This is a genomic window from Xanthobacter sp. DMC12 (assembly GCF_056314105.1).
Genome location: NZ_JBQUYZ010000003.1, coordinates 481,749 through 501,713 on the forward strand (window position 1 = coordinate 481,749; position 19,965 = coordinate 501,713).

Sequence of the window (19,965 nt, forward strand, 5' to 3'; positions counted from 1 at the left end):
ACGCGATCTTGGGCAGGCCTTGTGTGGGCCCGTGATTTGGGCGCCTGCGATTTGGTCTTACAGCCGCTGGGGCGGCGGGTCTGATGCGGGCGGATGCCCGAAAGGAATGGACATGAGCGAGGGGAAGGCGGGGCGCGGGATCTGGACCAGGGTTGCCGTTGCGGTCGGTATCGTCGCCGTGCTGGCGGCGGGCGGCTGGTTCGGCTTCGCCGCCTGGTCGCGGGCCAAGGTGCGGGCGGAAGTGGATCAGGCGTTCGCCGGCATCCGCGCGGCAGGCAGCAAGGCCTCCTTCACCGAAGCCGGCTTCGACCCGGCCGGCCGCGCCGTGACCGTCTCCGGGATTGCCATCGCCTCGGCGGACGGCTCTGCCGCCGTGAAGATCGCGCGCCTCGTCGCGCGGGGCAGCGAGAAGCCCATCGACCGGCGGGTGACGCTGGAAGCCCTCGACCTCGACGGCGTGGAAGTGACGCTCAGCGGTGACGCGGCGCAGGGCGGCACGATCACCTACACCCTGCCGCAGGTGATGATCGACCGCTACAATGGCCCGATGACGCTGATCGCCGCCGGTGAGGGCGGCGGCGCCTACGGTGCCTTGCGCGTGGCGCTGCGCCAGCTGGCGGCGACGACCGCCGCCAAGGTGACGATCCCCGAGACCCGCGTCCGCATGGCACCGGCCGGCGCCCCACCCATGGAGGCGACCTACACCAATCTCGCCGCCGAGGGCATCAATGCGGGCGCGATCCGCAGCCTCATCATCGATCGCTCGACCGCCTCTTATGTCCTACCGGCAGCCGTCCCCGCCGATGGGCAGGCCGCACCGGCGAAGGTCAACCTGCGCATCGAGGGGCTGGTCGCCGCGCAGATCGACACCGCGCCGCTGCTGCTGATGACCCAGCCGGGCGGCCCCGTGGGCAAGGCCGCGGACGCCTACGGGCGCATCTACGGCAAGGTGGTCACCGGCCCTTATGTCATCGCCCAGGAAAACGGCCCCACGCAGGGCGGCGCTTCCATGCTGATGGAGAATTTCGCCATCCGCCCCTCGGCCTTCGATGCGGGTCGGCTTGCGAAATTCCAGGCCCTCATGGCGAAGCCGCCGGCCAATCCCTCCGTCGAGGACAGCCGCCGCGCCGCCGAACTGCTGCGTGACACCATCGGCGGCCTCTCCTTCACGACCGTTGCGCTCACCGAAGCCTACACCAAGGACAAGGGCGAGACCGGCCATATCGGCCTGGTGCGCATGGACGGTCTCGCCAACGGCGTGCTCGACGGATTCGTGTTGGAGCGGGCGGACGGCACGACGCCCGACGGCGGCGCTGGCAAGATCGGGCGCATTGCGGTGCGTCAGCTGGATTTCAACCAGCTCGCGGCGCTCGCCGCCGAGGCGCAGAGCCCCTCCCCCACCACGGCGCTGGTGCTGTTCCGGGTCATCTCGGGCATCGAGGTCAAGAACCTCGAGGTGCCCTACGGTGAGGGAGATGCGAAGAATGAGCCGGTGAAGATCGGCAACTTCTCCCTGTCCTGGGGGGGATCGCTCGGGGTGCTGCCGTCTTATGTGGACTTCGCGCTGACCGACGTGTCCGGACCGATCCGGCCGGAGGATGGCGAGCCCTTCACCTATCTCATCAACGCGGGGATCAAGCGCGCCACCGTCTCGCTTGGCGCCAAGGCATTCTACGACATCAACGAGAGCACCCTGACGCTGGCGCCCATCACCACCGAGGTGAAGGACGCCTTCCGCGTCACCATCGAGACCACCCTCTCCGACGTGCCGCAGTCCGCCTTCGCCGATGCCGGCGGCTTCATCAACGAATTGCCGGCGATCGGCGCGGGGCCAGTAACGGTGACGCTGACCGACCTCGGGCTCGCCAAGCTGATGTACGCCCAGTTCGCCAAGGCCGCCGGGGTGAGCGAGGCAGACTATCGCGAGCAGGTGGTGGCGCTGGCCGAAAGCTTCGCGGCCGAGATGGAGGAAGGCATGCCGGAGATGGCCCCGGTGGGCGCCGCCCTGGTGTCGTTCCTGCGCAATCCGGGGACGCTGAAGGTGACGGCGAAGCCGAAGGGCTTCGTGCCGCTGATCGCCCTCGCCTCCTCCGGCGACCCGACGGTGCTGCTGGAAACCTTCACCTTCGAGGCGACCGCCACGGCGCCCTGACGGCGCGCAGGCCGTCGATGGACTGACGGTGGGTCAGACGGCGCCCCTCACCGGGGGGCGCCGGTCGCAGCGCTCAGGAACGCCACCAGCTTCACGATCTGCTGCTGGACGGCCATATTGACCGCTTCCGGCGGATTTTCCTGCACCTGCACCATCTTGCGGCCAAGGGGGCTGGTGTAGAAGGCGGCCAGTTCCTTCAGGTCGGCCAGCGTGTAGGCGTCCGCATAGTAGCCCACGAAGACCCCCACGAGATCCTCCCGGATGCTGGCGGATTCCTTCGTGAGCACATCACGTGCGGCGTCTCGCTTGTCGGCGGGGATCTTCTCCGCCGCCTGGCCGATCATGCGGCCGAAATGCTTTTCGAGGCCCGGCACGACCGCGAGGTCGACCACCTGGCGCGCCAGCGCGGCCTTGTCGGACGCCTCATCGGCTGCGGCGCCGGCCGAAAAGGTGAGTGTCTGGACCGCAAGGGCCGCGGCCACGAGTATCGGATAGGCGAACCGCATCTTAATCCTCCCGGGAGCGCCCGCGGTTCGTCCCGCGGTGCGTCCCGAAGAGAATCTATATCGGCTTCGGCGCGGCCGCGCTTCTCCCCCAACTGGGGGACTGCATCATTTCTGCTGAGGCGCAGGGCGGATGTGCAGTTCGCGCAGCTGCTTGGGGCTCGCCTCATTGGGCGCGCCCATGAGCAGGTCCAGGGCCTGCTGGTTCATGGGGAAGATGGAGATCTCGCGCAGGTTGGTGGTGCCGCACAGGAGCATCACGATGCGGTCCACGCCCGCAGCCATGCCGCCATGGGGCGGGGCGCCGTACTGGAATGCGCGGTACATGCCGCCGAAGCGCTCCACCACGGTCGCCTCGTCATAGCCCGCCAGCTCGAACGCCTTCACCATGGCCTCGGGACGATGGTTGCGGATGCCGCCGGAGGCGATCTCGTAGCCGTTGCAGGCGATGTCGTACTGGAACGCCTTGATGGTCAGCGGGTCCTGCGTGTTCAGCGCGTCCAGCCCGCCCTGCGGCATGGAGAAGGGGTTGTGGGAGAAGTCCACCTTCTTCTCCTCCTCCGAATATTCGTAGAAGGGGAAGTCGACGATCCAGGCCAGCTCGAAGCGGTCCTTGTCGATCAGGTTCAGCTCCTCGCCCACCTTGGTACGGGCGAGGCCGGCGAACTTCACGAACTTGTCCGGGTCGCCCGCAACGAAGAAAGCGGCGGCGCCGGCCTTGAGGCCGAGCTGCTCGCGGATCGCCTCGGTGCGCTCGGGGCCGATGTTGTTGGCGAGGGGACCTGCGCCCTCCCCGCCCTCACGCCACATGATGTAGCCGAGGCCCGGCTGGCCCTCGCCCTGCGCCCAGCTGTTCATGCGGTCGCAGAAGGCGCGGGAGCCGCCGCCGGGACCGGGGATGGCCCACACCTCGTTCTTCTCCACCTCAAGCATCCGGGCGAACACCTTGAAGCCCGAGCCGCGGAAGTGGTCGGAGACGTTCTGCATGACGAGGGGGTTGCGCAGGTCCGGCTTGTCGGTGCCGTACTTGCGCAGCGACTCCGCATAGGGGATGCGCGGCCAGTTCTTGGTCACCGGCTTGCCGCCGGCAAATTCCTCGAACACGCCGGTGATGACCGGCTCCATGGCGGCGAACACGTCTTCCTGCTCGACGAAGCTCATCTCCAGGTCGAGCTGGTAGAACTCGCCCGGCAGGCGGTCGGCGCGCGGGTCCTCGTCGCGGAAGCACGGGGCGATCTGGAAGTAGCGGTCGAAGCCGCTCATCATGATGAGCTGCTTGTACTGCTGGGGCGCCTGGGGCAGCGCATAGAACTTGCCGGGATGCAGGCGCGAGGGCACCAGGAAGTCGCGCGCGCCCTCCGGCGAAGAGGCCGTGAGGATGGGCGTCTGGAACTCGAAGAAGCCCTGATCCTTCATGCGCCGGCGCATGGCGTCGATGATGGCGCCACGGGTCATGATGTTGCGGTGGAGCTTCTCGCGGCGCAGGTCGAGGAAGCGGTACTTGAGCCGCGTCTCTTCCGGATATTCCACGTCGCCGAACACGGGCAGCGGCAGCTCTGCCGCCGGGCCGAGCACTTCAAGGTCGGTGGCATAGACCTCGATGGCGCCGGTGGTGAGGTCCGCGTTCTCGGTGCCCTCCGGGCGCAGGCGCACCTTGCCGTCGATGCGGATGACCCACTCGGACCGCGCCTTCTCGGCGTCCTTGAAGGCCGCGCTGTCCGGGTCCACCACCACCTGGGTAAGGCCGTAATGATCGCGCAGGTCAATGAAGAGCACGCCGCCGTGGTCGCGGATGCGGTGGCACCAACCGGAGAGGCGGACGATCTGGCCCACCTCGGCGGTCGAAAGCGCGCCGCAGGTGTGGGAGCGGTAACGGTGCATGGGGTCGCCCTTTCAAGGCTGATCAGGGAAGACACGGGGCGAAAAACCCTGCTGCCCGAGGGTCCGCGCGCAGGCCATTGGCGCGCACCGGACCCCCAAGGCGCCGCTTGCGCGCCGGGCGCCGCGTCACCGCGCGCCACGGCTCGAAAGTCCGCGTCTGAGGCGGGGCGAAGGTGCATGCGTTCCGGCCCGTGTCAAGCGCGCAGTCCTGTTCAGCCGTGCGCGAAGGATGTAGGTTCAGCTTCGCCGTGTCTCAATCGACGGGTCGTGCGGGTGCGGGTGTGACAGAGAGTGAGGCCGGCATGGAGACGCCGAAGGGGCGGGAGACCGGGCCGCCGGACGTGGCTGGCCCGGCGCTGCGTGGGCCTCTCTGGCTCGCCTTCATCGTCATCGCCCTGATCATCTGCGTCATCTCGGCCACCAGCCTGCTGGTGACGCGGCTGTGGCACGATGGCGCTGCGGACCGCACCAGGGAATTGGAAAATCTGGCGGTGACGCTGTCCGAGCAGACCGCCCGGGCTTTCCAGAGCGTCGGCCTCATCCAGGACGACCTCATCGCCCATGCGCGCGAAAAAGGCATCGAGACGCAGGCCGAGCTTGCCGTCGTCATGTCGAGGGAAGACATCCACGCGACCCTGCGGGAGAAGATTTCCGGTCTGCCCTTTGTCGACGCCATCACGATTATCGACGAGACCGGCAAGCTCCTCAACTTCTCGCGCTATTGGCCCATCCCCGCGGTCAACGTATCTGACAGGGATTATTTCCTCGCTCTCGAAGGGATGCGGGGACCCGACATCTTCCTGAGCGAGCCGGTCCCGAACCGCGGCACCGGCTCAGTCACCATCTATATTGCCAAGCGCTTCGCCAACAGCTCCGGCCGCTTCCTCGGCCTGGTGCTGGGAGCCATGGAGCAAGCCTATTTCGAGCGCTTCTACGGCGGCATCCGGCTCGGCCGAGACGGCATGATCGCTCTGGTGCGATCGGACGGCGCGCTGCTCGCCCGCAATCCCGGCTCCGCCGGCCTGTCTCCCCGCGATTCCGCCGTGCGCGCGCGGACCGCGGCGGCGGTGTTCGGCAGCGGTCAGATGGCTGAGCTGCCCGCCGGCACGCTGGACGAGAAGGCCCGCATCGCCGCCGTCCACGCGGTCGGTGACCTGCCGGTGGCGGTGGTGGTGAGCGACAGCGTTGCGTCCCTCGACGCCCTTATGTGGCAGCGGGCGACGCCTCTGCTCGTGGCCGCCGGGTTGCTCTGCCTCACCATCGTCCTCGCCGCCTGGGGCCTCGGCCGGCATCTTCGCGATGAGCGCGCCTTCGCTGTGACGCAGCACGCCATGGCGCGGATCGACATGCTGACGGGCCTGCCAAACCGCCTCGCCTTCGCCGAACGGCTGAGCGCGCTCCTGGGCGCACGGGGCGGCGGGACGCCCTTCGCCCTGATCTATCTCGACCTCGATTATTTCAAGACCGTCAACGACACCCTGGGCCACGACGCCGGCGACACCATGCTGGCAGAACTGGCGGAACGCATGCGCGGCCTGCTCGGCCCCGAGGATTTCGCTGCGCGCCTGGGAGGCGACGAGTTCGCAGTCGTGCTGGTGGGGGTGACGCGCGAGAGCGAGGCGACGGAACTCGCCCAACGCCTGATCGACGCGCTGCGGACGCCGCTTCACCTCGGTCTCCACCGCATCATCAGCGGCTGCAGCATCGGCATCGTGATGGCCCCGCGCGACGGCAACGACGTGGCGGCGCTGCTCAAGAATGCCGACCTCGCCCTCTATCGCGCCAAGACCGATGGGCGGGGCATTGCACGTGTCTTCGTTGAGGAGATGGAGCGTCTGGTCCGCGAGCGGCGGGAGATGGAGGTAGACCTCCAGACCGCATGGCGGGAGCATCAGTTCTTCCTGCTCTACCAGCCCATCGTCGAGGCCGAATCGGGCCGAATCGCCGGTTTCGAGGCGCTGCTGCGCTGGCGCCATCCCGAGCGCGGGCTGGTCAATCCGGAAAGCTTCATCCCGGTCGCCGAGGAAACCGGGCTCATCCTGCCCCTCGGCGCCTGGGTTCTCACCGAGGCCTGCACCGCCGCAACCGCCTGGCCTGACGGTCTTGTCGTCTCGGTCAACCTCTCGCCCGTCCAGTTCCGCGGCGCCGAAGCATTTCGGCAGGTGCGGAGCGCGCTTGAAAGCTCGGGCCTCGCCCCCTCGCGGCTCGAAGTGGAGATCACCGAAAGCACCCTGCTGCACGAAGGCCCCATGGTGCGGGCGACCCTCGAACAGTTCAGCGAAGAGGGAATCACGGTCGCGCTCGATGATTTCGGCACCGGATATTCCTCCCTCGGCTACCTCAGGACGCTCAGCATCGGCCGCATCAAGGTGGACCGCTCGTTCATCGAGCAGGTTGAGACCTCGCCCCAGAGCCTCGCCATCGTCCGCGCAATCGTCGGCCTCGCCCGCACGCTGGGGCTGCGCTGTACCGCCGAAGGCGTCGAGACCGAGGGTCAGCGCCGGCTGCTCACGGCCGAAGGCTGCTCACACTTGCAGGGCTACCTGTTGGGCCGTCCGGGCTCCGCAGAGGAAGCCCTGCGCCGCGCCCGCGCCTCGGCTGCCTGACGCCTTTCTGACAACATAGCGCCACATTTCCTTTGCCGAACGCGTCGTCGTGGGTATGTTTGCAGCATGGACCCCATCACCTCGACCGAGGCGCTGGCAGCTGCCTGCGAGCGTCTTGCGCGACACCCCTTCGTCACCGTCGACACGGAATTCCTGCGGGAAAGCACCTTCTGGCCGAAGCTGTGCGTGGTGCAGGTGGCCTCTCCCGACGAGGCCATTCTCATCGACGCGCTCTCGGATGGGCTGGACCTCGCCCCCTTCTATCGGCTCATGGGCAATGAGCGGGTGATGAAGGTCTTCCACGCCGGGCGGCAGGACATCGAGATCATCTGGCATCAGGCCCGGCTGATTCCGCACCCGGTGTTCGACACCCAGGTGGCCGCGATGGTTCTGGGATACGGCGACAGCATTTCCTACGACCAGCTGGTTCAGCGCACCGTCGGCCACAGCCTCGACAAGTCCTCGCGCTTCACCGACTGGTCACGCCGGCCGCTGAGCCAGGCCCAGATCACCTACGCCATCGCCGACGTCACGCATCTGCGGGACATCTATATCAAGCTGACCGCCGACCTCGACGCCCGCGGCCGCGGCGAATGGGTGGGCGAGGAGATGCACGTCCTCACATCCCCCGCCACCTATGAGCAGCACCCCGAGCAGGCCTGGGAGCGGCTCAAGTCCCGCGTGCGCAAGCCGCGTGAGCTGGCGGTGCTGGTGGAAGTCGCCGCGTGGCGCGAGCGGGAGGCCCAGACCCGCGACCTGCCGCGCGGTCGCGTCATCAAGGACGAGGTGATCGGCGAGATCGCCGTGCAGCAGCCGCAAACTCCCGAGAAGCTGGCGGAGCTGCGGTCCCTGCCCAAGGGCTTCGAGCGTTCGCGCTACGGCGAGGCCGTGCTGGAGGCGGTGAAGCGCGGCGTCGCCCGCGACCCCAAGACCCTGCCCCGCATCGAGCGGGACAAGCCCCTGCCCAACGGCGCCAGTGCTACGGTCGAGCTGCTGAAGGTGCTGCTGCGCATGACGGCGGAGCAGAACGCCGTGGCCGCCAAGGTGATCGCGACGACCGAGGACCTGGAGCGGATCGCGGTGAGCGACGAGGCCGACGTGCCTGCGCTGAAGGGCTGGCGGCGCGAGCTGTTCGGGGTTCACGCCCTCGCCCTCAAGGCCGGCAACCTTGCCCTGGCGGTGGACAAGGGCAAGGTGGTGGCGGTGCAGAAGTAGGCACCGCCCTCTCACCGTCCCGCGAGGTCCCTCAGAGGTTGTCGCGCAGGCCCTTCACGAAGCTCGAAAGCCCGGTGAGCCGCCGCCGCTTCAGCCGCTCCGCCTGAAGGATGGCGGTGAGCTTGGCGAGGCTGTCCTCCACGTCGTGATTGATGATGATGTAGTCGTATTCGGTGTAATGGCTGATCTCGTCCGAGGCCTTGGCCATGCGCTGGTGCACGACCTCCTCCGAATCCTGCGCCCGCGACCTCAGCCGCTGCTCCAGGTCGGCCGCCGACGGCGGCAGGATGAAGACCTTCACCAGATCCTGCTGGGCGCTCTCGCCGAGTTGCTGGGTGCCCTGCCAGTCGATGTCGAACAGCACGTCCCGCCCGGCCGAGAGGGCCTGTTCCACGGCGCCGCGCGGGGTGCCGTAGAGATTCTCGAAGACCGTGGCGTGCTCCAGCAGCTCGCCTTCGTCGCGCATCCGGTGGAAGGTGTCGCGATCGACGAAGAAGTAGTCCTTGCCGTGCTCCTCGCCCGGCCGCGGCGCGCGGGTGGTCACCGAGACCGACATGGTGATGCGGTCGTCGCTCTTCAGCAGCAGGCGGGAAAGCGTGGTCTTGCCGGCCCCCGACGGGGAGGAGAGCACCAGCATCAGTCCGCGGCGCGCCAGCACCCCTGCCCCGGGCTTCCAGCCCGGCAGGGCGAAGTGCGGCGACACGGAGGAAGAGGCGGAATTGGGCATCGCGGCGGACTTCACTCGAGGTTCTGAATTTGCTCGCGGAACTGATCCACGAGCAGCTTGAGGTCAAGCCCGATCTGCGTGAGCGCCACGGAATTGGACTTTGAGCACAGGGTGTTCGCCTCGCGGTTGAACTCCTGGGCGAGGAAATCCAGCCGCCGCCCCACCGGGCCGCCGGCCGCCATCAGGTCGCGCGCGGCGGCGATGTGGGCGACGAGGCGGTCGAGTTCCTCGCGCACATCGGCCTTGGTGACGGCGAGAATGGCCTCCTGGTGGAGACGATCCGGATCCAGCGAGGCGGCCTCCATCAGCACCCGGACCTGATCTGCGATGCGGCCTTTGACCGCCTCGACCGACCGCTCGGGCAGGCGCTCGGCGCGGGAAACAAGGCCGGTGATCGAATCAAGCCGCTCGGTCAGGATGGAATTGAGGGCGCTGCCCTCCCGCTCGCGCATGGTCCCGAGATCGGCCAGCGCCCGGTCGAACGCTTCGAGCACGGCGGCCATCAGGGCGCGGCGCTCCTCCTCGCTGTCCTCGGCCTCGGTGATTTCAACCATGCCCTTCACGGCGAGGAGCGAATCAAGGGTGGGAGCGGCGGCACCGAGGCGACGTGCGCTCTCGGCCATGGCGCGGTAAAGCGCTTCCAGCGCCCCCTGATTGACGCGGACGGTAGAGGCTTCGCCCTCGCGGGTGGCGGTGAGATTGGCGGAAACGGAGCCGCGGGAGAGCACCTGCCCGGTGCGGCTGCGGACGTCCGATTCCATCGCCTCGAAGCCGGGCGGCAGGCGGAGCCGCAGGTCGAGGCCCTTGCCGTTGACGGAACGCACTTCCCAGCCGAAGCGCCATGGACCGTGCGAGCCCGAGACGCGGGCGAAGCCGGTCATGCTGGCGAGCGGCGTCCTCGGCTCCACCTTTCCGGCCGAGACCGCTGCGCGCTTGATGATCGGTCCCGCGGCCATCGCCGTCTCCGTGTCGGTCAGCGGCCGGGGGCGGCCGGAGATGTGGTGGGCGGGCCTGCGGGCGACTGCCCGCCCTGGGCCGGGGCTGCGCCCTGCTCGATCGCCCGCCAGCGGCTGACATTCTTGTTGTGATCCGCCAGGGTCTCGGCGAAGGCGTGGCCGCCGGTGCCGTCGGCGACGAAGAACAGATCCTTCGTCTTCGGCGGGTTGGCGGCCGCCATCAGCGCGTCCTTGCCCGGATTGCAGATGGGGCCGGGCGGCAGGCCGTCGATGGCATAGGTATTGTAGGCCGTCGCGGTGGCAATGTCGGTGCGGCTGATGGGCCGGCCGAGCGAGCCTCTGCCGCCAACGATGCCGTAGATGATGGTCGGATCGGACTGAAGCCGCATCTTCTTCGTGAGGCGATTGACGAACACGGCGGCGACCTTGGGTCGCTCGTCGGCCTGCCCGGTCTCCTTCTCGACGATGGAGGCGAGGGTCACGAGTTCCTGCGGGCTCTTGAGCGGCAGGTCCGGCGCCCGCTTTGCCCAGACGGTCGCGAGCAGCTTCTTCTGGGCATCCGCCATCTCCTGCAGCACGGCGTCCCGGGTCATGCCGCGGTGGATGCGGTAGGTCTCGGGCAGCAGCGTGCCCTCCTGCGGCACGGCGGGCGTGCCGGTGAGAAGATCGTTGTCCATCAGCCGCTTGACCACCTGCTGGCTGGTCAGCCCCTCGGGGATGGTCACCTGGTGGAGCACGACCTTGCCGGAGGCGATGGTGTCGATGACGCTCGCCACCGACTGGCCCGGCTTGAACACGTACTCACCCGCCTTCAGCGAGGCATCCGGCCGGGCGATCTTCTGCCCGGCGACGAACAGCACCCAGCTCTGGACCACGCCCTCGCGCTCCAAGATTTCCGCCATGTCGCGCACGCCGGCGCCACGCGGAATGTTCACCACCCTCTCGGTGGTCAGCGGGCCCGGCTCGGTGAAGGCGCGCTGGCCGTACCAGCCGGCGAGCCCCACCGCCACGAAGACGAACAGCAGAAAGGTGAAGATGCCGCTGCCGATGGTCACCGCGGGATGCCGCGCGCTGCGCGATGGCCTGGGCGGCTTCGGCGGCGGCCGGCGCGGCGGCGCCTTGCGTTGCTTGGAACCGCGGGCGGGACCGGTGGGCATCGGCGGAGCGGCGGGCGGGCGCGGCGGGGTGGACACGCTGGCGTCACCCGAATTGGCATCACGTGCAGGCACGGGCGGACGGACCTGCCCCTTCGGCAGAAGCGGCGATTCCTCGCCTGCACCGGCGTGAGACTGCGGCGCGGCAAGCTCGGAAGATGCCGGCGTCGGGGCTGCCGTGCTCCCGGCCTCCACCGGCTCCTCGCGCGTCGATGATCCGTCGTTGGACTGGGCCATCCCGGGCTCCCTTGTCGTCGGCGAAGGCTCCCGCCCTGTCGGCGGGGCAGTCAGCCACCTTTTGGCGGCTTGCTAAAGGGACATTCGGGCGTGACGGGGGCAGGCTGTCCCAGCGTCGTGCGGCCGGGCGCGAGCCCGGCCGTCGGGCCGCATCAGGCGGCGTAGCGGCGGAAAACCAGCGACGCGTTCGTGCCACCGAATCCGAAGGAATTGGACAGCACGGCATCGATCTTGCGCGGCTTGGGTGTCAGCGGCACCAGATCGATAGGCGTTTCCACCGACGGATTGTCGAGATTCAGCGTCGCCGGGGCGATCTGGTCGCGGATGGCGAGGATGGAGAAAATCGCTTCCACCGAGCCCGCGGCTCCGAGCAGGTGGCCGATGGACGACTTGGTCGACGACATGGCGGTCTTGGCCGCTGCATTGCCGAGGAGCCGCTCCACCGCCTTCAGCTCGATCTCGTCGGCCATGGTGGAGGTGCCATGGGCGTTGATGTAATCGATGTCATCGGCCGTCATCCCCGCGCGCTTCAGCGCCGCCGACATGCAGCGATAGGCGCCGTCGCCGTCCATGGACGGGGCGGTGATGTGGAACGCATCGCCCGAGAGGCCGTAGCCGACCAGCTCGGCGTAGATCTTGGCGCCGCGGGCCTTGGCGTGCTCCAGCTCTTCCAGCACCACGACACCGGCGCCCTCGCCCATGACGAAGCCGTCGCGGTCCTTGTCGTAGGGGCGCGAGGCGTGGGTGGGGTCTTCGTTGAAGGCGGTGCAAAGGGCTTTGCACGCCGCGAAGCCGGCGATGGAGAGCCGGTTGACCGGCGATTCGGTACCGCCCGCGACCATCACGTCCGCATCGCCGAGGGCGATCAGCCGGCCGGCGTCGCCGATGGCGTGGGCGCCGGTGGAGCAGGCCGTGACCACCGCGTGGTTCGGCCCCTTGAGGCCGTGGGCGATGGAGACGTAGCCGCCGGCGAGGTTGATGAGCCGGCCGGGAATGAAGAAGGGCGAGATGCGGCGCGGGCCGCGATCCTTCAGCAGCAGGGACGCATCCGCGATACCCTCGATGCCGCCGATGCCGGAGCCGATCAGGACGCCCGAGGTGATCTGGTCCTCGTACTCCGTGGGATGCCAGCCGGCGTCGTCCAGAGCCTGGGTGGCCGCGGCCATGGCGAAGACGATGAATTCATCGACCTTGCGCTGTTCCTTCGGCTCCATCCACTGGTCGGGATTGTAGGTGCCGTCGGACCCGTCGCCGCGTGGGATGTTCGCCGCGATCTTGCACGCGAGGTCGGCGACCTCGAAATGGCTGATCGCCTTGACACCGCTTTCGCCGGCGAGAAGCCGCCGCCAGGTCGGCTCGACGCCGCAGGCGAGCGGCGTCACCATGCCGAGGCCGGTGACGACAACACGTCTCATGGGAAAAACTCCGGGAGGCGGGCAATCAGCGCGCCTGGCGCGCGGCCCGGTGCAACAACGGCCGCGGGCGCCGAGCGCCACGCGACCGCCAGATGGACACGCGAATGGATCAAGCCGCGTTCTTTTCCAGGAACTTGATCGCGTCGCCCACAGTCAGAATGGTCTCGGCGGCATCGTCCGGGATCTCGCAGTTGAAAGCCTCCTCGAAGGCCATCACGAGTTCCACGGTGTCGAGGCTGTCGGCGCCGAGATCGTCGATGAAGGAGGCGCTCTCCGTGACCTTCTCGGGCTCAACCCCCAGATGCTCCGCGACAATCTTCTTCACCCGCTCGGCGATGTCACTCATAGATCGAACCCTCGGTTGTTCGGATAATCCCGTTGCCGTTCGGCGGCTGGACGAGGGCATAATGCCTTTTTTCCGCCGTGCCCAGTCCCCCTCCGTCGCGAAGGAGACGAGATTGCGTCGGTCCGTCCTCGCGCCGCGCGCGGATGGTGGAGCGCCTGAACGCCCGCGTGCCCCCGGCCCAGCAATTGGGCTCGTTAGCACACTCCCTGCGGCAAGGCCAGCAATGCACGCAAAGGTAAGGAGAAAGGGTGCCCTTGCGCCGGCTTGGGACCAGCTTTAATGGGACGAAAAGGGAACATCATGGCATCTGACACGGATCGATCGGACCGCCTCGCCGCCGCCCTGCGCGCCAATCTCCAGCGCCGCAAGACGCAGGCCCGCGCCCGGCGCGCGCCGCAGGCGCCCGATCCGTCGTCTTCTCCCGAGGCTTCCGGTGGAAATCCCGCAACGGGTGGTAGCAGCGCCCCGCCCGAGGGGAAGCCCGCGATTGTGCCGGACGGCGAGGCGGGCTAGAGCTTTCCTCTTATACCCGCTTACGGCCGGCTCGGGGGGCGCCGCCCGCAAGGCAAGGACAGGACGGCATGGACAAGATTCGCATCGTCGGCGGCAACGAGCTGAAGGGCACGATCCCCATCTCGGGCGCGAAGAACGCAGCCCTGCCGCTGATGATCGCCAGCCTCCTGACCGAGGAGAAGCTGATTCTCGAGAACGTGCCGCGGCTCGCGGACGTGGCGCTGCTGCAGCGCATCCTCGGCAATCACGGTGTGGACATCACCACCAACGGCAAGCGCAATGGGGACGACCCCTATGCCGGCCAGACGCTGGAGATCGATGCCCGCGTCATCGTCGATACCGTCGCTCCTTACGAACTGGTGTCGAAGATGCGCGCCTCCTTCTGGGTGGTCGGGCCGCTCCTCGCCCGCATGGGGGTCGCCAAGGTCTCCCTGCCGGGCGGCTGCGCCATCGGCACGCGGCCGGTTGATTTCCACCTCGACGCCCTGCGCGCGCTCGGCGCGGACATCGAGATCGACGCCGGCTACGTGCTGGCCAAGGCGCCGCGCGGGCTCACCGGCGCCCGCATCGTGTTCCCGAAGGTGTCGGTGGGCGCGACCCATACCGCGCTGATGGCCGCCGCCCTCGCCCGGGGCGAGAGCGTGATCGAGAACGCCGCGCGCGAGCCCGAGATCGTCGACGTGGCCGACTGTCTCATCAAGATGGGCGCACGCATCGAGGGGGCCGGCACCTCCACCATCCGCATCGAAGGCGTGCCGCGCCTCAAGGCCGCCCGCCACGCGGTGCTGCCCGACCGCATCGAGACCGGGACCTATGCCATGGCGACGGCCATGACCGGCGGCGACGTGATGCTCGCCGGCGCCCGTCCGGACCTGCTTGAAGACGCGCTGGAGACCCTGCGCCACGCCGGCGCGGAGATCGACGCCACCAACGAGGGCATTCGCGTGCGCCGCAACGGCGCCGGCATCCTGCCGGTGGAGGTCTCCACCGCCCCCTATCCGGGCTTCCCGACGGACCTCCAGGCCCAGCTCATGGCCCTGATGACCAAGGCCAAGGGTCGTTCGCGCATCACCGAGACCATTTTCGAGAACCGCTTCATGCACGTGCAGGAGCTGGCCCGCCTCGGCGCCCGCATCCAGCTCGACGGCGACACCGCCGTGGTGGAGGGCGTCGAGCGGCTGACCGGCGCCCCGGTGATGGCCACCGACCTGCGCGCTTCGGTCTCCCTGGTCATCGCCGGCCTCGCCGCCGAGGGCGAGACCATGGTCCAGCGCGTCTACCATCTCGATCGCGGCTTCGAGAAGCTGGAAGAGAAGCTGTCGCGCTGCGGCGCCGAGATCGAGCGCATCAGCGGCTGAACTGGCGCGGAGCCCTCCGCGCCCCCAATGACGGGCCTTTCAACGCTATCAGGGTGGCGGAAGAGCCGTGAGCATCCCCAACATCATCACCTTGCTGCGCATCTTCCTGGTGCCGGCCGTGGTGTGGGCCATTGCGTCCGGCGAACCGCTGTTCGCCTTCTGGCTGTTCCTCGCGGCCGGGATTTCCGACGCGCTCGACGGCTTCATCGCCAAGCGCTTCCAGATGCAGACGGAGCTGGGCTCCTATCTGGACCCTGTTGCCGACAAGGCGCTCCTCGTCTCCATCTACGTGACGCTGGCGGTGGTGGGCCTCATTCCGCGCTGGGTGGCCATCGCGGTGGTGTCGCGGGACGTGATGATCATCGGCGCGGTGGTGCTGTCGCTGGTGATGGCGAAGCCGGTAACCATCAGCCCGCTGCTGATTTCCAAGGTCAATACGGCGGCCCAGATCAGCTTCGCCGCCCTTGTGCTTGCCAGCGCGGGCTTCGGGGTGACGGTGCCCGGCCTGTACGATCTGGGGCTGGTGCTTGTCGGCCTCTTGACGGGCCTTTCCGCCGCTGCCTATCTCGCCGCATGGACGCGCCATATGGCAAGCTGAGGGGCAACGGTTCAGGATCGGCGCTTCTCGGGGCGGCCGGTTGAAAGGCGCAAGGTGATGGACGGCGACCGCACCCGTATGCCGGAACTCCGCAGCGACCCCACGTCGCCGGCGCGGCGCGGTGCCGCCTTCGCCCGCCTGCCGCGCATGCCCCTGCCGGTCCATGCCGAGGTGGAGGGCCCCTCCGTGCGCATTCAGGCCCGCTTCTGGGTGGGCGCGCTGCTGCTCACCGCCGTCGTCCTGTGGCTGCTCGCCGGCATCCTCCTGCCGTTCGTGGCCGGCATCGTCCTCGCCTATTTCCTCAATCCGGTCGTCGCGCGCCTGGAGCGCATCGGCGTCGCCCGCACCCTCTCCGCGCTGGTCGTGGTGGGGATCATGCTGCTGCTGGTGATGCTGTTCTTCCTGCTGGCGCTGCCCATCCTGTCGTCCCAGCTGTTCGAGTTCATCCAGCGCCTGCCGTCCTATGTGACGCGCCTGCAGGGCCTTCTGACCGAAGAAAACCGGGAATGGCTGAGCGGCATCGTCGGCGACCGGCTGCCGGACATGCAGCGCTCCATCTCCGACCTGATGACGCAGGGGGTGAGCCATGTGCTGAGCCTGCTCTCGTCGGTCTGGTCCGGCGGGCAGGCGCTGATCTCGCTGTTCGCGCTGCTGGTGGTGACACCGGTGGTTGTGTTCTACATCCTGTGCGACTGGAACGAGATGGTGGGTCTGGTGGACCGGCTGGTTCCCGTGCCGCACCGCCCGGTGGTGAGGAGCCTCGCCCACGCCATGGACAATGCCGTGGCCGGCTTCGTGCGCGGGCAGGCCATGGTCTGTCTGCTGCTCGGCGGTTTCTATGCCGTCTCCCTCTCCATGGTGGGGCTGAACTTCGGCCTGCTGATCGGCATCGTCTCGGGGGTCATCACCTTCATCCCTTATGTGGGCTCGCTCACCGGCTTCGTGCTGGCCATGGGCGTGGCCATCGTCCAGTTCTTCCCGGACTGGAGCATGATCGGCACCGTGCTCGCCATCTTCGTCGCCGGCCAGACCATCGAGGGCTATGTGCTCTCGCCAAAACTGGTGGGCGACAGCATCGGCGTGCACCCGGTGTGGCTGATGTTCGCCTTGTTCGCCTTCGGCTATCTCTTCGGCTTCGTGGGCCTGCTGCTGGCGGTTCCGCTCACGGCCGTCGCCGGCGTGCTGGTGCGCTTCGCCATCGCCCGCTACATGCAGTCCTCGCTCTATCAGGGCGCGGCGGACGAAGATCCGCCCGCCGAGACGCGCTGAGCCGATGCCCCGCACCCCGGCCGAGCCGCCGCGACAGCTTCCCCTCGATCTGCCGAACCAGCCCGCTCTCCGGCGCGAGGACTTCCTGGCCGCGCCCGGCAACGCGGCGGCACTCGCCCTGATCGACGCCTTCCCCGACTGGCCGTCGCGCGTCGCCTGCCTCGTCGGGCCGGAGGGCGCGGGCAAGAGCCACCTCGCCGCCATCTTCGCCGAGCGTTCGGGCGCGCTGACGCTGGCCGCCTCCGATCTCGCCCGCGAGGCGGTGCCGGCGGCCCTCGCCCATGATGCGCTGGTATTGGAAGACCTCGACCCGGCGACGTTCAGCGAGCCCGCCTTGTTCCACCTGCTCAATCTCGCCCGCGAGCAGCAGGCCTACCTGCTGATGACGGCGCGCACGCCGCCCTCCGGCTTCACCCTCGCCACAGCCGACCTCGCCTCCCGGCTGCGGGCGATCCCGGTGTTCGAGATCGCCCCGGCGGACGATGCGCTGCTCGCCGCGGTCCTGGTCAAGCTGTTCGCCGACCGGCAGCTCGCCGTGGATGAGGCAACCGTGCAATACCTGCTGTTGCGCATCCCGCGCTCGGTCGCGGGCGCGCAACAGATCGTTGAGGCGCTCGACCAGGCAGCGCTGGCCGCCCGGCGTCCGGTGACGCGTGCTCTTGCTGCCCAGGTGCTGGCGACCGCGCTCGCCGATCTGCCGGACGAGGCGCCCTCGGGCGCATCTCCCCAGTCGGAAGATTGAGGAGCATGCACGGGCGCCGCAATGTCATAGAGTGGTCATCCAAGCCAGCCATGGTCCGGCCGGTTTCCGCCATTGGGGCACGAGGGAGCGACGGGAGCGAATGGGCATGAACGAGGCTGTGGCTCTCTCCGAGACCGAAGTCGTCGCCGAAGTGGAAAGCCCGCTCGCGCAGTCACCGCAGCGGTTCATCAACCGCGAGATTTCCTGGCTCGGCTTCAACCGCCGCGTGCTTGAGGAAGCGGAGAATCGCAATCATCCGTTGCTGGAGCAATTGCGCTTCCTCTCCATCTCCGCCAACAACCTCGATGAATTCTTCATGGTCCGCGTCGCCGGCCTGAAGGAGCAGGTGCGCGAGGGCGTGCAGACCCCGAGCCCCGATGGCCTCACCCCTTCCGAGCAGCTCACCACCATTCTCGCCGCCGCGGCGCAGCTGATCGCCGACCAGCAGGGCCGCTGGCGCGAACTGAGGCGAGACCTCGCCGGCGCCGGCATCGTGCTCGTGGACGGCGCGGACGGGACGCCCGAGGACCTGGAGGTGCTGGAGCGCCACTTCCTCAACTACGTCTTCCCGGTGCTGACGCCTCTCGCCATCGATCCGGCGCACCCCTTCCCGTTCATTCCCAACCTCGGCTTCTCGCTGGCGCTCCAGCTGGTGCGCCAGTCGGACGGGCGGGGCATGAACGCGCTCATCCGCATTCCGGCGAAGGTCGATCGCTTCATCCGCCTGCCGGACCTCGGCACCGGCGCGCTGCGCTTCATGACGCTGGAGCAGATGATCGGCCTGTTCATCGCCCGCCTCTTCCCCGGCTACGCGGTGAAGGGACAGGGCGTGTTCCGGGTCATCCGCGACAGCGACCTCGAGATCGAGGAAGAGGCGGAAGACCTCGTGCGCCTGTTCGAGACCGCCCTCAAGCAGCGCCGCTACGGCGAAGTGATCCGCATGGAGGCCGACGCCGCCATGCCGGAAGAACTGCGCAACTTCGTCGCCCGCGAACTCGGCGTGAACGACGACGAGATTTTCGTGGTGGACGGCGTGCTCGCCCTGAACGAGTTTTCCCAGCTCGTTTCGGTGGACCGGCCGGACCTCAAGTTTCAGGCCTACAACGCCCGATTTCCCGAGCGCATCCGCGACCACGGCGGAGACTGCTTTCTCGCTATTCGTGAGAAGGACATTCTGGTTCACCACCCTTATGAATCCTTTGACGTGGTGGTTCAGTTCCTTCGTCAGGCCGCCCGCGACCCCAACGTCGTCGCCATCAAGCAGACCCTCTACCGCACCTCCTCCGACAGCCCCATCGTGAAGGCCCTGGCCGAGGCGGCCGAGGCTGGCAAGTCGGTGACAGCTCTGGTGGAGCTGAAGGCCCGCTTCGACGAGGAAGCCAACATCCGCTGGGCCCGCGACCTGGAGCGCGCGGGCGTGCAGGTGGTGTTCGGCTTCATCGAGTTGAAGACCCACGGCAAGCTTTCCATGGCGGTGCGCCGGGAAGGCTCGCAGCTCGCCACCTACGTCCACGTGGGCACCGGCAATTACCACCCCATTACCGCACGCATCTACACCGATCTCTCCTTCTTCACCGCCGACCCGGTGATCGCCCAGGACGTCGCGCGCATCTTCAACTTCATCACGGGCTATGCGACGCCGGGCGAGCTGGACGCGATGGCCGTCTCGCCTGCCTCGCTGAAGCCGCGTCTGATGAAGCACATCGCGGACGAGATCGAGTTCGCGCGGGCCGGTCGGCCGGCAGCCATCTGGCTGAAGTGCAATTCGCTGGTGGACCCCGAGATCATCGACGCGCTCTATGCCGCGAGCGCCGCCGGCGTGCAGGTGGATTGCGTCATTCGCGGCATCTGCTGCCTCAGGCCCGGCATTCCCGGCCTTTCCGAGAACATCCGGGTCAAGTCCATCGTCGGGCGCTTCCTGGAGCACTCGCGCATCTACTGCTTCGGCGGCGGCCACGGCCTGCCGAGCCCGAACGCCATCGTCTACATCTCTTCGGCGGACCTCATGCCGCGCAACCTCGACCGTCGGGTCGAGACCCTGTGTCCCATCACCAACCCCACGGTGCATGAACAGGTGCTCGACCAGATCATGGTTGCGAACCTAATCGACAACCAGCAGAGCTGGCGCGTCTTGCCGGATGGCTCCTCGGAACGCATAGTCCCGGCGCCGGGCGAGGAACCGTTCAACGCCCATCAGTACTTCATGACAAATCCGAGCTTGTCCGGACGTGGAAAGTCTCTCAAGGATTCTTCGCCGCGTAGCCTCTTCGTCCGCCGCGGAGGCGGGCGCTGA

16 protein-coding genes are annotated in these 19,965 nt (G+C 68.1%); 9 read left to right on the forward strand and 7 right to left on the reverse strand.

Annotated elements, in window-relative coordinates; all coding sequences use genetic code 11:
* Window positions 1–112 precede the first annotated feature (112 nt).
* Window positions 113–2,152, forward strand: a complete 2,040-nt coding sequence (locus ACT535_RS15420) for a hypothetical protein (RefSeq protein WP_476365081.1) — start codon at window positions 113–115, stop codon at window positions 2,150–2,152.
* Window positions 2,153–2,199: 47 nt separating this feature from the next.
* Here the strand turns inward: ACT535_RS15420 and ACT535_RS15425 are convergent, their stop codons facing one another.
* Together ACT535_RS15425 and aspS are read right to left on the reverse strand one after the other, a co-directional pair.
* The gene (locus tag ACT535_RS15425; protein ID WP_476365082.1) at window positions 2,200–2,658 is read right to left on the reverse strand and encodes a DUF2059 domain-containing protein; all 459 of its coding nucleotides are present in this window, start codon (window positions 2,656–2,658) and stop codon (window positions 2,200–2,202) included.
* A gap of 105 nt (window positions 2,659–2,763) precedes the next feature.
* Complete coding sequence (aspS, locus tag ACT535_RS15430) at window positions 2,764–4,536, reverse strand: aspartate--tRNA ligase (protein ID WP_476365083.1); 1,773 nt, start codon at window positions 4,534–4,536, stop codon at window positions 2,764–2,766.
* Window positions 4,537–4,838: 302 nt separating this feature from the next.
* On the opposite strand from aspS, the gene ACT535_RS15435 reads away from it, so the two are divergent.
* Both ACT535_RS15435 and rnd read left to right on the forward strand, forming a co-directional pair.
* Window positions 4,839–7,142 (forward strand): bifunctional diguanylate cyclase/phosphodiesterase, encoded by a 2,304-nt coding sequence (locus tag ACT535_RS15435; protein ID WP_476365084.1) that lies wholly within the window; start codon window positions 4,839–4,841, stop codon window positions 7,140–7,142.
* A gap of 66 nt (window positions 7,143–7,208) precedes the next feature.
* Window positions 7,209–8,357 carry a ribonuclease D gene (rnd, locus tag ACT535_RS15440; protein ID WP_168459216.1) on the forward strand — a complete coding sequence of 383 codons (1,149 nt, stop codon included), beginning with the start codon at window positions 7,209–7,211 and terminating at the stop codon, window positions 8,355–8,357.
* Window positions 8,358–8,388: 31 nt separating this feature from the next.
* Here rnd and gmk read toward each other — a convergent pair whose 3' ends face one another.
* The 5 genes from gmk to ACT535_RS15465 form a co-directional block, all read right to left on the reverse strand.
* Window positions 8,389–9,084 carry a guanylate kinase gene (gmk, locus tag ACT535_RS15445; RefSeq protein ID WP_476329220.1) on the reverse strand — a complete coding sequence of 232 codons (696 nt, stop codon included), beginning with the start codon at window positions 9,082–9,084 and terminating at the stop codon, window positions 8,389–8,391.
* A gap of 11 nt (window positions 9,085–9,095) precedes the next feature.
* Complete coding sequence (locus tag ACT535_RS15450; protein ID WP_476365104.1) at window positions 9,096–9,965, reverse strand: YicC/YloC family endoribonuclease; 870 nt, start codon at window positions 9,963–9,965, stop codon at window positions 9,096–9,098.
* Between the two features lie 92 nt (window positions 9,966–10,057).
* Window positions 10,058–11,095 carry an endolytic transglycosylase MltG gene (gene mltG / locus ACT535_RS15455; protein WP_476365085.1) on the reverse strand — a complete coding sequence of 346 codons (1,038 nt, stop codon included), beginning with the start codon at window positions 11,093–11,095 and terminating at the stop codon, window positions 10,058–10,060.
* Window positions 11,096–11,583: 488 nt separating this feature from the next.
* Window positions 11,584–12,846 (reverse strand): beta-ketoacyl-ACP synthase II, encoded by a 1,263-nt coding sequence (gene fabF / locus ACT535_RS15460; RefSeq protein ID WP_168459217.1) that lies wholly within the window; start codon window positions 12,844–12,846, stop codon window positions 11,584–11,586.
* A 109-nt stretch (window positions 12,847–12,955) separates the two neighbouring features.
* Complete coding sequence (locus ACT535_RS15465) at window positions 12,956–13,192, reverse strand: acyl carrier protein (RefSeq protein WP_012115109.1); 237 nt, start codon at window positions 13,190–13,192, stop codon at window positions 12,956–12,958.
* Window positions 13,193–13,492: 300 nt separating this feature from the next.
* Between ACT535_RS15465 and ACT535_RS15470 the strand changes: the two genes are divergently transcribed.
* The 6 genes from ACT535_RS15470 to ACT535_RS15495 all read left to right on the forward strand — a co-directional run bounded on the left by ACT535_RS15470 (window position 13,493) and on the right by ACT535_RS15495 (window position 19,965).
* Entirely contained in the window at window positions 13,493–13,705 is a 213-nt protein-coding gene (locus ACT535_RS15470) for a hypothetical protein (RefSeq protein WP_476365086.1), read from the forward strand.
* Window positions 13,706–13,773: 68 nt separating this feature from the next.
* The gene (gene murA / locus ACT535_RS15475; RefSeq protein ID WP_168459219.1) at window positions 13,774–15,063 is read left to right on the forward strand and encodes a UDP-N-acetylglucosamine 1-carboxyvinyltransferase; all 1,290 of its coding nucleotides are present in this window, start codon (window positions 13,774–13,776) and stop codon (window positions 15,061–15,063) included.
* 67 nt (window positions 15,064–15,130) lie between these two features.
* Window positions 15,131–15,661 carry a CDP-alcohol phosphatidyltransferase family protein gene (locus ACT535_RS15480; RefSeq protein ID WP_476328518.1) on the forward strand — a complete coding sequence of 177 codons (531 nt, stop codon included), beginning with the start codon at window positions 15,131–15,133 and terminating at the stop codon, window positions 15,659–15,661.
* 57 nt (window positions 15,662–15,718) lie between these two features.
* Window positions 15,719–16,930, forward strand: a complete 1,212-nt coding sequence (locus ACT535_RS15485; protein ID WP_476365087.1) for an AI-2E family transporter — start codon at window positions 15,719–15,721, stop codon at window positions 16,928–16,930.
* Between the two features lie 4 nt (window positions 16,931–16,934).
* Window positions 16,935–17,672, forward strand: coding sequence for an HdaA/DnaA family protein (locus ACT535_RS15490; protein WP_476365088.1), 738 nt, complete (start codon window positions 16,935–16,937; stop codon window positions 17,670–17,672).
* A gap of 106 nt (window positions 17,673–17,778) precedes the next feature.
* A complete protein-coding gene (locus ACT535_RS15495; RefSeq protein ID WP_168459222.1) occupies window positions 17,779–19,965 on the forward strand; it encodes an RNA degradosome polyphosphate kinase in 2,187 nt (728 codons plus the stop codon).

Bases quoted from the DNA above. Each gene is read 5' to 3' on its own strand.
- ACT535_RS15420 (WP_476365081.1), top strand. From the start codon at position 113: ATGAGCGAGGGGAAGGCGGGGCGCGGGATCTGGACCAGGGTTGCCGTT.
- ACT535_RS15425 (WP_476365082.1), bottom strand. From the start codon at position 2,658: ATGCGGTTCGCCTATCCGATACTCGTGGCCGCGGCCCTTGCGGTCCAG.
- aspS (WP_476365083.1), bottom strand. From the start codon at position 4,536: ATGCACCGTTACCGCTCCCACACCTGCGGCGCGCTTTCGACCGCCGAG.
- ACT535_RS15435 (WP_476365084.1), top strand. From the start codon at position 4,839: ATGGAGACGCCGAAGGGGCGGGAGACCGGGCCGCCGGACGTGGCTGGC.
- rnd (WP_168459216.1), top strand. From the start codon at position 7,209: ATGGACCCCATCACCTCGACCGAGGCGCTGGCAGCTGCCTGCGAGCGT.
- gmk (WP_476329220.1), bottom strand. From the start codon at position 9,084: ATGCCCAATTCCGCCTCTTCCTCCGTGTCGCCGCACTTCGCCCTGCCG.
- ACT535_RS15450 (WP_476365104.1), bottom strand. From the start codon at position 9,965: ATGACCGGCTTCGCCCGCGTCTCGGGCTCGCACGGTCCATGGCGCTTC.
- fabF (WP_168459217.1), bottom strand. From the start codon at position 12,846: ATGAGACGTGTTGTCGTCACCGGCCTCGGCATGGTGACGCCGCTCGCC.
- ACT535_RS15465 (WP_012115109.1), bottom strand. From the start codon at position 13,192: ATGAGTGACATCGCCGAGCGGGTGAAGAAGATTGTCGCGGAGCATCTG.
- ACT535_RS15470 (WP_476365086.1), top strand. From the start codon at position 13,493: ATGGCATCTGACACGGATCGATCGGACCGCCTCGCCGCCGCCCTGCGC.
- murA (WP_168459219.1), top strand. From the start codon at position 13,774: ATGGACAAGATTCGCATCGTCGGCGGCAACGAGCTGAAGGGCACGATC.
- ACT535_RS15485 (WP_476365087.1), top strand. From the start codon at position 15,719: ATGGACGGCGACCGCACCCGTATGCCGGAACTCCGCAGCGACCCCACG.
- ACT535_RS15490 (WP_476365088.1), top strand. From the start codon at position 16,935: ATGCCCCGCACCCCGGCCGAGCCGCCGCGACAGCTTCCCCTCGATCTG.
- ACT535_RS15495 (WP_168459222.1), top strand. From the start codon at position 17,779: ATGAACGAGGCTGTGGCTCTCTCCGAGACCGAAGTCGTCGCCGAAGTG.